This window comes from Occallatibacter sp. FHG110214_02, assembly GCF_059115385.1.
The window spans coordinates 51,040-64,571 of sequence record NZ_JBZYWK010000013.1; the positions used below are offsets into that span (position 1 = coordinate 51,040).

The following is a 13,532-nucleotide window of genomic DNA, read 5'->3' on the forward strand; positions in this document are numbered from 1 at the left end:
GCGAGGGACGAAGCACGAGGGACAATCTCCCGAGTAGATTTCGTCACTCGCCCTTCGATCACATCAGGCGCTGCGCATCCACATCCACGGTCACATTTCTGCGCGGAACATTTGCGGCTTCGGCATGCGCCAGCATGCTGCGAAGCGCTGCATTGAGGGCTTTGCGCGAAGCGGCTTTCAATATCAGGTGAAAGCGGTAGGTGCCTTTAATACGGGCGATGGGCGCTGTGCAGGGGCCAAGGACACGCACGCCTTCCGGCTTTGCCTGCTCAAACCACTTGCCTAAAATTGCGGACCATCCGGCAGCCTCTTCTAGCTTCTGCGACTGAATCAGCACGTTGGCCAGCACGCCGAACGGCGGGTAGTGCATCCAGCGGCGGTACTTCAGTTCTTTCTCAACGAAGCTCATGTAATCATGCGTGCTGGCCGCAAGAACCGCGTAGTGGTCGGGATAGTACGTCTGCACCACGACGCGCCCCGGCAAATCGCCGCGTCCGGCGCGGCCTGAAACCTGCGTCATCAACTGAAAGACACGCTCGGCGGCGCGGAAGTCCGGCATAGAAAGGGAGTGGTCGCAGCCCACCACCCCAACCAGCGTCACGCCGTGAATGTCATGCCCCTTCGCAATCATCTGCGTGCCGACAAGCAGGTTGATTTCGCCGGAATGCAGGCGTGCCAGCAGCCGCTCCAGGTCATGCCTACCCCGCACAGTATCGCGATCCATGCGCCCAATGCGCGCCGTGGGAAATATCTCCGCCAGCCGCTCTTCGCCCTGCTGGGAGCCTGCGCCCAGGTAGTAGAGGTGCTCGGAATCGCACTGCGGACACCGCGCCGGAACAGTGCGCCGATAGCCGCAATAATGGCATTCCAGCCGCTGGCCTTCACGGGCGAGGTCGTCACCGTTGTGCGGCTTGTGATGCGTGAGCGCAATCGCGCAGTTGATGCACTCCAGCTTCGTGCCGCATGACCGGCACATTACAGCAAAGGAATAGCCACGGCGGTTCAGGAGAATCATCGCCTGCTCGCCACGATCTAGCGCAGCCTGCGTTTGCTCAATCAACGCACGGGAAAAAAGATTTTCACGCCCCGCTTCCTTGAACTCATTGCGCATGTCGATGAGTTCAACAGCAGGCAGCGGACGCTGGTTCACGCGCTCGCTCATCGCAATGCGCGTGTACTTCCCTGCCACGGCATTCTGCCATGTTTCCAGCGAAGGCGTCGCCGACCCCAGCACCACCACCGCGCCTGTATTGTGCGCACGCATCACGGCTACATCGCGAGCGTTGTAGCGAGGAGTCTCCTCCTGCTTATAGCTCTGGTCGTGCTCCTCATCCACGAGAATGAGCCCAAGATTCGGCGCAGGCGCAAAGATTGCGGAGCGCGTGCCTACAACTACTGGCGCATCGCCGCTGCGAATACGCCTCCACTGCTCGCTGCGTTCTTCCGGCGTAAGCGCGGAGTGCAACAGCGCCACCTTTCGCCCGAAAGCAGCATCGAGAATGCCCGCCATCTGCGGCGTAAGCCCAATCTCCGGCACCAACAGGATTGCGGACTGCCCACGATCAAGCGCCCTCTGCATCGCGGCCATATAAACCGCAGTTTTGCCGGATCCGGTAACGCCATGCAGCAGAAATGGCTTGAACGTGCCGAGCGCAGAGGCAATCGACGCCAGAGCCTCAGTTTGCGGTTCATTCAACCGCACCGGCGCGGCGGAGCGCTCAATGCCGCCGAGACGAAAGGCCATTGGCCGCTCCTCAATGCGCACCAGGCCTCGGCGTACAAGCGTTTGCAGCGTGGAATGCGGCAGGTCCTTGGCACGCAGCACGGCTAGAGGAATCTCACCATCGCACGCCGCAAGCTCGGCAAGAATCGCCTGCTGCTTCTCGGTCAGCGAAGGCAATCGCGCCTCTGGAATCAGCACTGCGAAGCGCTCCAGGCGGCGTGCGTCGCGCTCGACTGCGCTCGTTTCGCGAGCGATCCACTTCTTGCGCAGCATGGCGGCAAGCGCAGGCTGCGAGATACCTGTCGAAGTGCGCAGCGTGGAGAGCTTGATGGCTTCTCCGTCGGCAAGGCGATGCAGAACGCGGTGCTGCAAATCTGCCGCGTCTGTTTCCCCTTGTCCAATACGCGGAGCCTTCGCCTTTTTCGCGGCGGAATGCAGAAGGTTTGGTTCGCCGTCTGCAAGCTTTGCGAGAATGTCGCGGCCTAAATCCGTAATGCGGTAGTAGACGGTGCGACGCACCTCCGCTACCAGCGGCAGCATCCCGCGCAGCACCTCTCCGACAGGTGCGAGATAATAACCGGCCATCCACTCTGCCAGTGAAAGCAGTCCTTCGTCGAGAATCGGCTCGTCTTCATCAAGAACAGCTTCGATGGCGCGGACTTCGTAATCAGCCGCCGGTTCCCCGCCTGTGCTCAGCACAATGCCGACAAGTTTTTCATTGCGAAAGGGAGCGATGACGCGGGAGCCGCGCACAGGATTCTGCCCATCACGCAGCGCGTAAGTAAAGGTGCGGTCAATCGGAACGGGGAGTGCGACTTCGCAATAAACGGGCATGGGGGCAAGAAACAGTGTATCGAGTGATGAGGGGCAAAAGGCTAGCGACGGAGGAAAATCAAAATGCGTGTGGCATAGTTGGCAGTATGTCGGTAGAAAAACAGCGGGAGAAACGGCGGGAGAGTTTTGACGAGGTTGCGGCGCTTTATGACGCGGCCCGTCCGGGATATCCGGAAGTGGTCTTTGACGATTTAGTACGGCTGGTTGGGCTGAAAGCCGGCTCGCGGGTGCTGGAGATTGGCTCAGGCACAGGCCATGCCACGCTTCCGCTGGCGCAACGCGGATTGCACATTGACGGCATTGAGTTGGGCGCGCAGATGGCCGCTGTAGCGCGGGCAAAGCTGGCGGAGTTTCCTGATGTGGCCATTGCGGTGGCGGATTTCGATACGTGGCAAGGCTCGGGGCTCTACGAGCTCGTCTTTTCAGCCAGTGCCTACCACTGGCTGAATCCGGCTACGCGTGTGCCGCGTATTGCGGAGCGGCTTGCGGCAGGCGGGCATGTTGCCACCATCCGCAATTTCCACGTGCAGGGCGAAGCAAGTGGGCAATTCAACGCAGCCACACAGCCCATCCATGCACAAGCCAACGCGGAACTCCTTCCGCAGCTCACGCAAAACTCGCTGCCGCGCATTGAGGATATTGAAGCAACGGATGCGAAGGAATGGGAGGCATCCGGGGTTTTCTCACATGCGCAAACCAAGGTTTACCACTGGAGCAGCAAGTTGAGTGCGGAGGAGTATGTGCAGATGCTCGATACGCACTCTGACCACCGCGTGATGGCTGCGGATGTGCGGGAACGGCTGTTTAGCCAGTTGCGCAGCGTGATTAACGACGAGTTTGGCTGCGTAGCGCTCAAGGAGTATGTGACTTTGTTACAGATAGCCGAAAAGGCAGTTTGACCTTGTACAGAAGCTCGCGCGCGCAGGTACAATTTGTTGCTAATGAGTGCCGCGACCACATCTCCCACTTCCCCGAAACCGACGAAAACCGCGAAGCCCAAAAAGCCCATTACGCTGGCATTTGATATTGGCGGCTCAGGCCTGAAAGCCATGCTGCTGGATGCCGTGGGCAATGCCATCAGTGACAGGCAGCGGATTCCTACTCCGGAAGAGCCAACGCCCAAGGCTGTGCTTGCAGACCTGGAGCAGCTTGCAAAGGCGCTGCCGGGCTTTGACCGCGTCTCTGCCGGTTTTCCAGGTGTGATTAAGCGCGGCGTGGTGTTCACAGCGGTGAATTTGCACCCGGAGTGGAAGGAATTCCCTCTGCAGGCAGAGCTTGAAAAGCTCTGGAAGAAGCCGGCGCGTGTGGCCAACGACGCAGCCGTTCAGGGCTACGGCGCCATCAAAGGCAAGGGCGTGGAGATGGTCCTTACGCTGGGCACGGGATTGGGCTCTTCTCTTTACACCAACGGACGGCTTTGCCCCGGGCTTGAGCTTGGACATCATCCGTGGCGGAACCACACCTACGAGGACTACGTTGGACGGCGCGGGCTCGACAAGTACGGCAAAGAGAAGTGGAACAAACGCGTGCAGGAAGTGATTGAGCAGACACTGCACACCTTTAACTGGGACCATCTCTACATTGGCGGCGGCAACACGAAGAAGATTGAGTTTGAGCTGCCGAAGAATGTGTCGATTGTCTCGAATGAAGAGGGTTTGCTTGGTGGCGTAATGCTTTGGAAGGATGACACGCTGAGTAAATAGAATAGGGATCAGGTTTCAGAGATCAGGGGTCAGAACAAGGGGCGGAATCTGCTGTGCGGATTCCGCCCTTTTGTTGCTCATTGAGGCGCACACCCGGCTCTGCCGCGTGCGGCTGCGGCTTGCGAAATTTATGCTGCAGCGGAAGCGGAGGTGCGGCATGTCCCCGATGCGGCAAAAGTCCCTTGTGCTGTGGATTGCCCTGTTCAGCACTGCTGTTTTCCCTGCCAGCGCGCAAAATCAGCCATCCAGCCACCCACCGAATCAAGTGCAGGAGGCTGCGGAGATTCGCGGCGAGCTTGAGCAACTGAAGAAGGACTACGCGAACCGGATTGGCGAACTGGAACTACGGCTGACCGTGCTGGAGGCGCGCAGTGACGCTCCCACTCCTGAGCAGCCTGCGGTAAGCGCACCTGCATTGCCGGGAGTTGCGCCGGATACAGCAGCCAAGGCCCGTTCCGCTGTGGCTTCGGCGGCTTCCGCGGACTGGTTGCGGGCAATGCCTACCTGACCGGCACAAAGGGAATGACTTACGGAGTGCAGATGGAAACCACGTGGTGAGAGAGGGGGAGGGTTACAGGTGACAATAAAGGCTATAGCAAACTGTCACCTACTCCCTGTCTTTCTATCTCGGCGCAGCCTCCGTAGCATCCGCCAGCGCATACGCATAAACCGTCATCACAGCAGCGTTTTCGTTCAGGTGCTTGAAGTCCACCTTGTCAAAGGTGTCTGCCGGAGTGTGATGGTAGTTGAAGTAGAAGCGGCTATCCTGGATAGGCGCAAAGGTCGGCACACCCGCTTCCCCCAGGCTGCCGATGTCCGAGCCGGCTTCCGGCGCACTTTGTAAAACGTTTGCGCCAATCGGCTCCAGAACATTCGCTACAGGGCGCAGATACTGCGCAAGTGCAGGCTTGCCCGCGTAGACAAGGCCCGAGGGATGGTCCGCCCCAAGGTCGGCTTCGATAGCTCCAATGTGGTTGGCGAACTCCGACTTGTGGTCGGGCACGTAGGCGGCTTCGCCTTGTGAGCCTTCTTCTTCCGCCATCCACGCCACAAAGCGCACAGTGCGCTTGGGATGGATGTTGAGATCGTGCAGAAGATGAATGGCCTGCATAGCAACAGCAATTCCTGCACCGTCGTCGATGGCTCCGGTGCCGAGGTCCCACGAGTCAAGGTGGCCAGAAACAATAACGACCTGTTCGGGGTGCTCAGTTCCCTTCCAGTCGGCGATGACATTGTAGCTTTGCGCGTCAGGGAGGGTTTGCGGGGTGAGAGTGAGGTGCATTTTTGCCGGCCCCTGGCTGGCGAGGTACTTGAGCGTGTCAGCATCCTCCGCAGTCACAGCCGCAGCAGGAATTCTCGGCACGCCGGGGGCGTAATCGGTCATGCCGGTGTGGGGGATGCGGTAATCTGCTCCGCCAACGGAGCGGACGAGGACGGCAACTGCACCTGCGGCTGCCGCGGCGGAAGGGCCAGCACCGCGATAGAGGACGGCGTTGCCGTAGGCCATTTCTCCATTGCCGACCGCGGCTAGTTCCTTATCGAACTTGTGGTTGAAGAGGAGAATTTTGCCCTTGACTGCGCCTGCGGGGAGGGCCTTGAGCTGGGCGAAGTTATCCACTACTACAACTTCCGCGGTGATCCCTTCAACCGGGGTGGCGACGGAGCCGCCGAGGGCAGTGAGGACGACTTTCTGCGTGGTTCCGGGGGCCATTCCCGCCCAGGAGACAAGCTGGCCTGTCTCAGCTCCGCGAACCCAGTGGGGAACCATGGCTTTTTCCAGCGTGACTTCTGCGCCGAGGGCGCGCATTTCTGCCGCTACCCACTCCACGGCCTGCTGCGCCTGTGGGGAACCGCTGAGGCGGGGGCCGATGTTGTCGGTGAGGTGGTGGAGCTCGGTATAGGCGTAGGGGTTCTTCATGGCGGCGTCGCGGAGCTTTTCCATGGTGGCTATCTGCTGGTCTGTCCATGCGGATTTGCCGCCGGTGCCGAGGAAGGCGTTGAGGCGATCGGTCATGCTTGCCGGTTGCTGCTGGGGAGCTTGAGCAGAGGCAACAAGGCACACGGAGCCAAGCGCAGCGGTAAGGGCGCAGGTTCGGAAGGTCATGAGAAACAGGGTACAGGGTATGGGGTGCAGGGTACAGGGGTTTTAGATAAAGAACGAAACGCTATACAAGACGGAAAAGCTATAAAGAGCAAAATCTGTAACAGGCTGTATATCTCATGCTCTCAAGAGCAAGGACATAGGCACCCAGAATTTGTGGAACTGCATCCCACCCCTGTCCCCTGTTTTTTCGACCGAATGGGTGGGAAATGCGTCTATCTAAAGGACGGCGTTGCGAAACGGACAGAAATGTCCGCAACGACTATAATTTTAGTTGTTCGTTTTTGAACTGGCCGGCTGGACGCCGGCGCACGGAATGAGGACAAAATCTCGATGAAATCCCTTCTGGAAAGACTGCGTGCACGGCGCCTGGCTACGGCGTTTGTTCTTCTGGCCACCCTTTCGGCCGCAATTCTTGGCATGTCGTTTGCCGCGCACGGCGTAAGTGGGCAGGAAAAACAGAATGCGAGCGCGGATGCGACTCCGCTGAAGGTGATTAACTCGCCTGTTGCCCCCAATGAGTTTGTAAAGATCGCCAAGGCAGTTGAGCCGGCGGTTGTCAACATCAACACGCAAACGATTCCCAAGCAGTCTACGAGCCGCGCACCACGCCGCCCACAGCAGCGCCGCATGCCGCAACAGCAGAATCCGCAGAACCCCGATGGCGATGACGACGACCAGGGCGACAGCGGACAGGGCGGTTTTCAGGATTTCTTCAACCATTTCTTCGGCGGACAGGGACAGGATGACGGCAGCGACGACGGGCAGGTGCGCGAGTCGCTTGGTTCGGGCTTCATCGTGGACCCGAAGGGTTACATCATCACCAACAACCACGTAGTCGAGAAGGCCGACAAGATTTTCGTGAAGCTTTCGACAGACCCCGACACGCAGGACCTTGGCCGTCCGGCACGCGTGATCGGCACGGACCCGGCGACGGATATCGCGGTCATCAAGATTGATACAAATTCCCCGCTGCCGACAGTCAAGCTGGGCAACAGCGACAACACGCAGGTAGGCGACTGGGTGGAAGCCATCGGCAGCCCGTTTGCCCTGGCGCAGACGGTGACGGCGGGCATTATCTCCGCGAAAAACCGCACCATTGAGCCGGGCCAGAAGGGCCAGTTCCAGCACTTCATCCAGACCGACGCAGCCATCAACCCCGGCAACTCCGGCGGGCCGCTGCTGAACATGAACGGCGAAGTAATCGGCATCAACACCGCCATTTACACCCAGAGCGCGGGTTACCAGGGCATCGGTTTTGCGATGCCCTCGAATACCGTTGTTGATATTTACAACGACCTGATTTCTCCGAGCCACAAAGTTGTTCGCGGCTCCATCGGCATCAGCTTCCACCAGGGCCTGTCGGGCGCGGTAAACCGCGTCTACGGCTTCAAGAACGGCGTGCTGGTGCAGAGTGTGCAGCCTGGCGGTCCGGCGGACAAGGCCGGCCTGAAGCAGGGCGACATTATCACCACGATTGATGGCCGCAGCGTGAAGGACGGCGACGACCTGGTGAGCGATATTGCAGCGCGGAGGCCAGGCTCGAATGCGCGGATTGGTTACATTCGCGAAGGCAAGCCTGCCGATGCGACGGTGACGATTGGCGATCGCGACAAGGTCTTTGCGGAACAAGCTCAGGCTCCGGATGCGACGGCTCCCGATGAGGGCACGAACCCCGGCGAAAGCAAGCTGGGTATCGTGGTGCGCGAGGCAACGCCGGATATGGTGGCAAAGATCAAGCATCCGGGCGTGGTTGTGCAGTCGGTGCGGACGGGCTCGTTTGCCGACCTGCAGGGCATGGAACCAGGACTGGTGATTGTGCGCATCAACCGCCAGGCTACGGGCACTCGCGACCAGTTCAACGCGATTGTCAGCAAGCTGAAGTCGGGTGACGACGTGGTCTTTGAAGTGATTGACCCGAAGCGCCCGAATGATGGAATTATTCTGGTTGCCGGAACACTATAGAGTCGTGGGGCAGACGCTGCGTGATGCAGGTCACGCAGCGTCTGTTCTGTTTTGGTACATTGTAAGAATTCAGAGAAACTTTTGTGGTGCATGGAGTCGGGATTCCAGTAAACTGGGCCCGATTGATCCCCTGAAGTTGCATCCCAGTCAGGCGGAGGTAGTATTCAACGTGTTTATGGTTCGTACAGGTTTATTTGTTTTGGCGGCTTCGCTGGCAATTGCGCCGGCAACCGCTTCTCATGCTCATCGCGCTGCTAAAGCAAGTGCGCATACCAGTTCGCATGCGCGGGCGGCTGCGAGTTCTGCGCGCAGCGTTCGCACTACAAGGGGTGGGCGCAAGGGCAGCGTGAAACGCGTGGCTGTTGTGACGCACAAGCTGCACGGGCAGCAGGAGATTGCTCCGGAGCGCGCTTCGGAGATTCAAGAGGCGTTGATTCGCGAGCACTATCTTCCCGGCCCGGCGACAGGTGAGTGGGACGACAGCACGGTTGCGGCCATGCAGAAGTACCAGTCCGACCAGGGCTGGCAGACAAAGCTGATGCCGGACTCGCGCGCGCTGAAGAAGCTGGGACTCGGCGCGGATTACTCGAATGCGATTAACGCGAAGACGGGCTCATTTGGCGGGCCGATTTCGGCGAATACTACTCCGTCATCACAGACTGCCGGGTTTGCGGCGGCTTCTGGGGTGAAGCAGTAAAAACAGGGTACGAAAAAACTCCGTGACATCAACAAAAAGCCCGGCTTATGTCGGGCTTTTTGTTTTGGGCTGAAACCGGACGCCTACTTAAGGCCTCGGCGGCGGGTTGTTGGTCAGGAATTCGTAGCGGTCGCGGAGTTTATCTGGAGCGCTGGTGATGGTGGTGTCCAGGTGGAGGAGGGGGTAGCCCTCGTCGGTGTATTTGGGCCATACAGGCAGGCCGGAGCCGTTAGGGTCGCCGGTCTTCGCGAAGCTGGTCCAGTAGGTCATCATCTGGTCGCTGAGGGTGCGGTCTTCGGGGCGGACGTTCCAGCCGGGACGGGTGTCGAGCGTGCCGAAGACGTACTCAATATCGTCAGAATGGAAGGCAAAAGTGCCTGTGTGGAACTTGCTCGGCGTAGCAGCCAGCTCAAAGTGGTAGCGGTAGATGGAAGCGTTGCCGGTTTTGCGGTGCGCGTCGAGCCATGCCCAGGTACTGTAGGCGATGAACTGGTCGCTGCCGAAGTCGATGGCGGAACGCTGAGCTTCTGCGTCGGTATCCGCCGGATATGCCTTGAGGAAATCGTCGGCCTTGTCTTTGTAGGTGGTTGCGGCGAAGTCTTTCCAGTCGGCAACACTGTGAATGCGAGAAAGCAGGGCTGGGTTTTCGTCGTTGTTCCATCCGGCGAGGAGCGGGATGTGCGACTGCTTGCCAGCGGTGAAGGTGGCTTCGACGGGCTCGGTGAGAACTTTGCCGTCAATGTCGGGCGGGAAGTTGATGCCCTGCTTGATGGAGGCGAGGATGGTTGCCGTGGGAAGCGCGCGCAGTTCGGCGAGAGAGTGAACGTTAAGGCTGTCCTCCCACTTGTCGTCCTTGGGAGTGCGCTTGTCCAGCGTGGCATAGCCGAGGGCGCTGCGGCCAAGGGCTCCGCCGCTTTCGCCGATGACTTTCTGAAAGAGCGGCTTGGCGTCGGCTGCAGCCATGAGCGTGCTGACGGCGAAGGAACCTGCGCTTTCGCCGAAGATAGTGACATTGCCGGGGTCGCCGCCGAATTCCTTGATATTGCTGTTGACCCAGCGGAGCGCGGCGATCATGTCCATGAAGCCGTAGTTCCCTGCCGTGCCGTTCTGCTCTTTGGCCAGGTCGCTGGTGGCAAGGAACCCGAAGACGCCGAGGCGGTAGTTGATAGTGACAAGCACCACGCCTTTGAGCGGAAGGAAGTCGCCATTGTGGCGTGGCTCATTGCTGGCGCCACCGTTGAAACCTCCGCCGTGAATCCAGAACATGACAGGCAGCTTTGTCTTCTTCGATGCCGTGGCAGGCACGTAAACATTGAGAAAAAGGCAGTCTTCGCTTCCGGCGGGAGCGTCGTCCAGGAAGACCATGTCTTCATAGACATGGTTCTGCGCGCAGTGGGTGCCGTATTTTGTGGCGTCGCGCTCGCCGGACCACTTCGCTGCGGGCTGCGGAGCCTTCCAGCGAAGGTCACCGACAGGCGGAGCGGCATAAGGCAGGCCGAGCCAGGCTTTTACCTTACCGTCGTTGATGGTCTTGCCGTGGGCTTTGCCCTGTTGTGTCTTTACGGTGAGTGAATCGGCGTGAGCTAAGGCAGAGAATGCGAGAAACACCGCAGCGAGCGAGGCCGCCAGCGTTCGCGAACCAAATTGCATGGAAACTCCTCCCGAAACTTTGTATCAGGTTGGCATTGCATGCAGCCACTGCGGTCTTCGACCGCCATGAGGCTTTCGTGGTCCTCCCGGTGGTCAGGAAGAGGAGATAGTGGCCTGCTGGCGAAAGGCCTCCCCTGCTTCTCTATCTCGGAGAAACACGGCTCATTCGGAATGACACTGCGTTTTTTGTGGGAGAACAGAGGTGGGGAGAACTGCGGTATGGGCATCCCCGGTCCCCAAATGCGAGGGACCGGGGGCACCCGATATTTGTGGCTTAATGACTTGCGATTAAAACAACTCCGGCGCAAAGAGGTCGGCTGTGGTTTCGCGGCGGCGAATCAGCCGCGCCCTCTTGCCTTCAACCAGAACTTCGGCAGGACGCAGCCGCGTGTTGTAATTCGAGCTTTGCGCCATGCCATAGGCACCAGCATCAAGCAGCGCAACAAGGTCGCCGGGCCGGACTGGAGCAAGCACGCGGTCGCGGGCAAAGAAATCGCCGGTTTCGCAGACGGGGCCTACGATATCAACGGCACGAGGACGGCCGGGGCGCGGCTTCACCGGAACAATCTCATGGTGCGCCTGGTAAAGCGCCGGACGGATAAGGTCATTCATCGCCGCGTCAGTGATAACGAAGGTCTTTTTGCCGTTCTGCTTGACGTTGACGACGCGGGTAGCGAGTGCTCCAGCCTGCGCGACGAGGAAGCGGCCCGGCTCAATGACAAGCTTGCCCTGGAAGCCGTCGAGCGCGGCGATAACAGCCTTCGCATAGGCACGAACGCGCTTCGCCGGGTCGAAATTGGCAGAGTGGTAGTCGATGCCGAGGCCGCCGCCCGCGTCGATGGCGCGGATTTCGATTCCAGCTTTGGCGAGGCTGCGCACCAGCTTGTGGACGCGCTCAAGAGCGGAGCCGAAGGGCTCGGCGGAGGCGATTTGCGAGCCGATGTGGACGCTGATGCCGTGGGGCTGGAGCCACTTGTTCTTCGCTACCGACTTGTACATCGAGAGGGCCTTGAGGATAGAGACGCCAAACTTGTGCTCATGCAACCCGGTGGAGATGTAGGGGTGCGTCTCCGCAAAAACATCCGGATTAACGCGAATGGAGAAGCGAGCGCACTTTTTGAGCTTAGCGGCGCGAGCGGCGAGGAGGGTTAGTTCGCCTTCGCTCTCCACGTTGAAGGAGAGGATTTCTGCGTTAAGGGCGAGATCGATTTCCGCGGCTGTCTTACCAACGCCGGAGAAGACAACGCGGCCAGCGGCTGCGGGAGCAGCAACCAAAACACGCTCCAACTCCCCGCCGGAGACGATGTCGAAGCCTGCGCCACGACTTGCCAGCAGCTTGAGAATTGCCAGCGCGGAGTTGGCTTTTACGGCATAGCAGACGAGGTGATCGCGCTCCGCAAAGGCCTCCTGAAAGAGCGCAAGACGCTCCAGAATCTGGTCAGCGGAGTAGACGTAGAGCGGCGTACCGAACTTTTTTGCGAGGGCTTCGAGGGAGACGGCTCCGGCATGCAGCGCACTGCCGGCCTGCGGATGATGAAACGGACGAGCGGATGGCTTGCTTACGACGGTCAAAGTTTGATTCCCGGATGAAGTATCAACTTTGAGCCTACAGCATAAGAGCTAGGGACGAGTGACGAGCGACGAAGGACGAGAAAAACTTATTCGAGCGCGTCGCTGTGGAGCCAGTCAGAGAAGATTTCGGCAACTTGTCCCGGCTGCTCAATGGCGGCGAAGTGGCCTGCGTGTTCGAGAAGACGGTAGTCGCAACCGCCGGGTGCAGCCTTGAAAGCCTCCATCTCAACCGGGGTAACAGCGGGGTCTTCTCCACCGGCAATCGCCAGAATAGGAACAGTAATGGTGGCGACGGTTGGGACGGAGTCGGGACGGGTGGCCAGACCGGCTTGGGTAGCGACGAAGGACTCCACGGGAGGAGTCATGTGGGCACGGGCCTGCTTGGCCAACTCGGGGTGGCGGGTGCGAGCGGTTTGGCCGACTAGCGAGAGGGACATGGCGTCATAGATGCCCGGCAGGCCCCCGGAGCGAGCCTTGGCAATGTTTTCCACACGTTTTCCGCGACCAGCTTCCGTGTCAGGCTGCGTCTTGGAGCATACGAAAGCCAAGCCGTTTATCCTGTGCGGAATACGACGCCATAGCTCAAGAAGAATATAGCCACCAATCGAGCACCCGGCGAAGATGACTTTCGGCAGGTCTAGGTGGTCAAGCAGCTCAATGACGTCGGAGGCGTACTGTTGCATGGAGAGTACGGGGGCGTTGGGGACCTGGGCGAATGCGCCTGTTGGCAGGTCGGCTCCCAGCTCGGAGATCCCGTGGCCGCGCAAATCAGGAGCGACAGCATAGATGCCGGGCAGCCGTTCGACGAGGGGCACCCAATAATCGTGGTCGAGCGGGGTGGGATGAAGGAAGACGACTGTCTCTCCGGCTCCGCGGATGTGGTAACTGAGGTGCGTATTGGATGCGACGTATTCGTGGTTCATGCAGTCGGGGGCGGCGGAGGTACTGTGCCTGTCATTGGGATTGCAAATTGCTCGTCCGGGATGCCTACCCAGCAAGCAAGATATGCCACGAAGACCAATCCGCCGGAGAAGCAGAGGGCTAGCACAGCAAGGATGCGGACGGTAGCTACGTCCCACCCGTAGGTCTGCGAGAGGCCGATGCAGACACCTGCGATAACGCGGCCAATGCGGGGGCGGACGGTGGGACGCGGCATAACGGAGCCAAGGACGGCGTTGCCGCAGGTGGAACAGAAACGCGCGGTGTCGGGAAGTCCGGTTCCGCAGCGCGTGCAAAAGAGTGCCATTTGATGCCTCCGAAGGTTCATTGAAGCATACGTTCTCAAAG

General features: G+C 59.6%; 11 protein-coding genes. 5 read left to right on the forward strand and 6 right to left on the reverse strand.

Features of this window, described 5'->3' with window-relative positions:
- Window positions 1-58 precede the first annotated feature (58 nt).
- A complete protein-coding gene (gene priA, locus AC5S3R_RS12945; protein WP_494267458.1) occupies window positions 59-2,557 on the reverse strand; it encodes a replication restart helicase PriA in 2,499 nt (832 codons plus the stop codon).
- Between the two features lie 86 nt (window positions 2,558-2,643).
- On the opposite strand from priA, the gene AC5S3R_RS12950 reads away from it, so the two are divergent.
- From AC5S3R_RS12950 to AC5S3R_RS12960, 3 genes are all read left to right on the forward strand, one after another.
- Window positions 2,644-3,456, forward strand: coding sequence for a class I SAM-dependent methyltransferase (locus AC5S3R_RS12950; protein WP_494267459.1), 813 nt, complete (start codon window positions 2,644-2,646; stop codon window positions 3,454-3,456).
- A gap of 42 nt (window positions 3,457-3,498) precedes the next feature.
- On the forward strand, window positions 3,499-4,260 hold the full coding sequence (locus AC5S3R_RS12955; RefSeq protein ID WP_494267460.1) for an ROK family protein: 762 nt from the start codon (window positions 3,499-3,501) through the stop codon (window positions 4,258-4,260).
- Window positions 4,261-4,417: 157 nt separating this feature from the next.
- On the forward strand, window positions 4,418-4,768 hold the full coding sequence (locus AC5S3R_RS12960; protein ID WP_494267461.1) for a hypothetical protein: 351 nt from the start codon (window positions 4,418-4,420) through the stop codon (window positions 4,766-4,768).
- Window positions 4,769-4,882: 114 nt separating this feature from the next.
- On the opposite strand, the gene AC5S3R_RS12965 is transcribed toward AC5S3R_RS12960, so the two are convergent.
- Window positions 4,883-6,274, reverse strand: coding sequence for a M20/M25/M40 family metallo-hydrolase (locus AC5S3R_RS12965; protein WP_494267462.1), 1,392 nt, complete (start codon window positions 6,272-6,274; stop codon window positions 4,883-4,885).
- Window positions 6,275-6,694: 420 nt separating this feature from the next.
- On the opposite strand from AC5S3R_RS12965, the gene AC5S3R_RS12970 reads away from it, so the two are divergent.
- Window positions 6,695-8,326, forward strand: coding sequence for a trypsin-like peptidase domain-containing protein (locus AC5S3R_RS12970; RefSeq protein WP_494267463.1), 1,632 nt, complete (start codon window positions 6,695-6,697; stop codon window positions 8,324-8,326).
- Window positions 8,327-8,501: 175 nt separating this feature from the next.
- The gene (locus AC5S3R_RS12975) at window positions 8,502-9,023 is read left to right on the forward strand and encodes a peptidoglycan-binding domain-containing protein (protein ID WP_494267464.1); all 522 of its coding nucleotides are present in this window, start codon (window positions 8,502-8,504) and stop codon (window positions 9,021-9,023) included.
- Window positions 9,024-9,110: 87 nt separating this feature from the next.
- On the opposite strand, the gene AC5S3R_RS12980 is transcribed toward AC5S3R_RS12975, so the two are convergent.
- The 4 genes from AC5S3R_RS12980 to AC5S3R_RS12995 all read right to left on the reverse strand — a co-directional run bounded on the left by AC5S3R_RS12980 (window position 9,111) and on the right by AC5S3R_RS12995 (window position 13,491).
- Window positions 9,111-10,673, reverse strand: a complete 1,563-nt coding sequence (locus AC5S3R_RS12980) for a carboxylesterase/lipase family protein (protein ID WP_494267465.1) — start codon at window positions 10,671-10,673, stop codon at window positions 9,111-9,113.
- 288 nt (window positions 10,674-10,961) lie between these two features.
- Complete coding sequence (gene lysA, locus AC5S3R_RS12985; RefSeq protein ID WP_494267466.1) at window positions 10,962-12,245, reverse strand: diaminopimelate decarboxylase; 1,284 nt, start codon at window positions 12,243-12,245, stop codon at window positions 10,962-10,964.
- Window positions 12,246-12,331: 86 nt separating this feature from the next.
- Complete coding sequence (locus tag AC5S3R_RS12990) at window positions 12,332-13,168, reverse strand: alpha/beta fold hydrolase (protein WP_494267467.1); 837 nt, start codon at window positions 13,166-13,168, stop codon at window positions 12,332-12,334.
- Window positions 13,165-13,491: a PspC domain-containing protein gene (locus AC5S3R_RS12995; RefSeq protein ID WP_494267468.1), complete on the reverse strand. Its 327-nt coding sequence runs from the start codon at window positions 13,489-13,491 to the stop codon at window positions 13,165-13,167. Before AC5S3R_RS12995 ends, AC5S3R_RS12990 begins: the two co-directional genes overlap by 4 nt.
- Window positions 13,492-13,532 lie beyond the last annotated feature (41 nt).

Bases quoted from the DNA above. Each gene is read 5' to 3' on its own strand.
- priA (WP_494267458.1), bottom strand. From the start codon at position 2,557: ATGCCCGTTTATTGCGAAGTCGCACTCCCCGTTCCGATTGACCGCACC.
- AC5S3R_RS12950 (WP_494267459.1), top strand. From the start codon at position 2,644: ATGTCGGTAGAAAAACAGCGGGAGAAACGGCGGGAGAGTTTTGACGAG.
- AC5S3R_RS12955 (WP_494267460.1), top strand. From the start codon at position 3,499: ATGAGTGCCGCGACCACATCTCCCACTTCCCCGAAACCGACGAAAACC.
- AC5S3R_RS12960 (WP_494267461.1), top strand. From the start codon at position 4,418: ATGTCCCCGATGCGGCAAAAGTCCCTTGTGCTGTGGATTGCCCTGTTC.
- AC5S3R_RS12965 (WP_494267462.1), bottom strand. From the start codon at position 6,274: ATGACCGATCGCCTCAACGCCTTCCTCGGCACCGGCGGCAAATCCGCA.
- AC5S3R_RS12970 (WP_494267463.1), top strand. From the start codon at position 6,695: ATGAAATCCCTTCTGGAAAGACTGCGTGCACGGCGCCTGGCTACGGCG.
- AC5S3R_RS12975 (WP_494267464.1), top strand. From the start codon at position 8,502: ATGGTTCGTACAGGTTTATTTGTTTTGGCGGCTTCGCTGGCAATTGCG.
- AC5S3R_RS12980 (WP_494267465.1), bottom strand. From the start codon at position 10,673: ATGCAATTTGGTTCGCGAACGCTGGCGGCCTCGCTCGCTGCGGTGTTT.
- AC5S3R_RS12990 (WP_494267467.1), bottom strand. From the start codon at position 13,168: ATGAACCACGAATACGTCGCATCCAATACGCACCTCAGTTACCACATC.
- AC5S3R_RS12995 (WP_494267468.1), bottom strand. From the start codon at position 13,491: ATGGCACTCTTTTGCACGCGCTGCGGAACCGGACTTCCCGACACCGCG.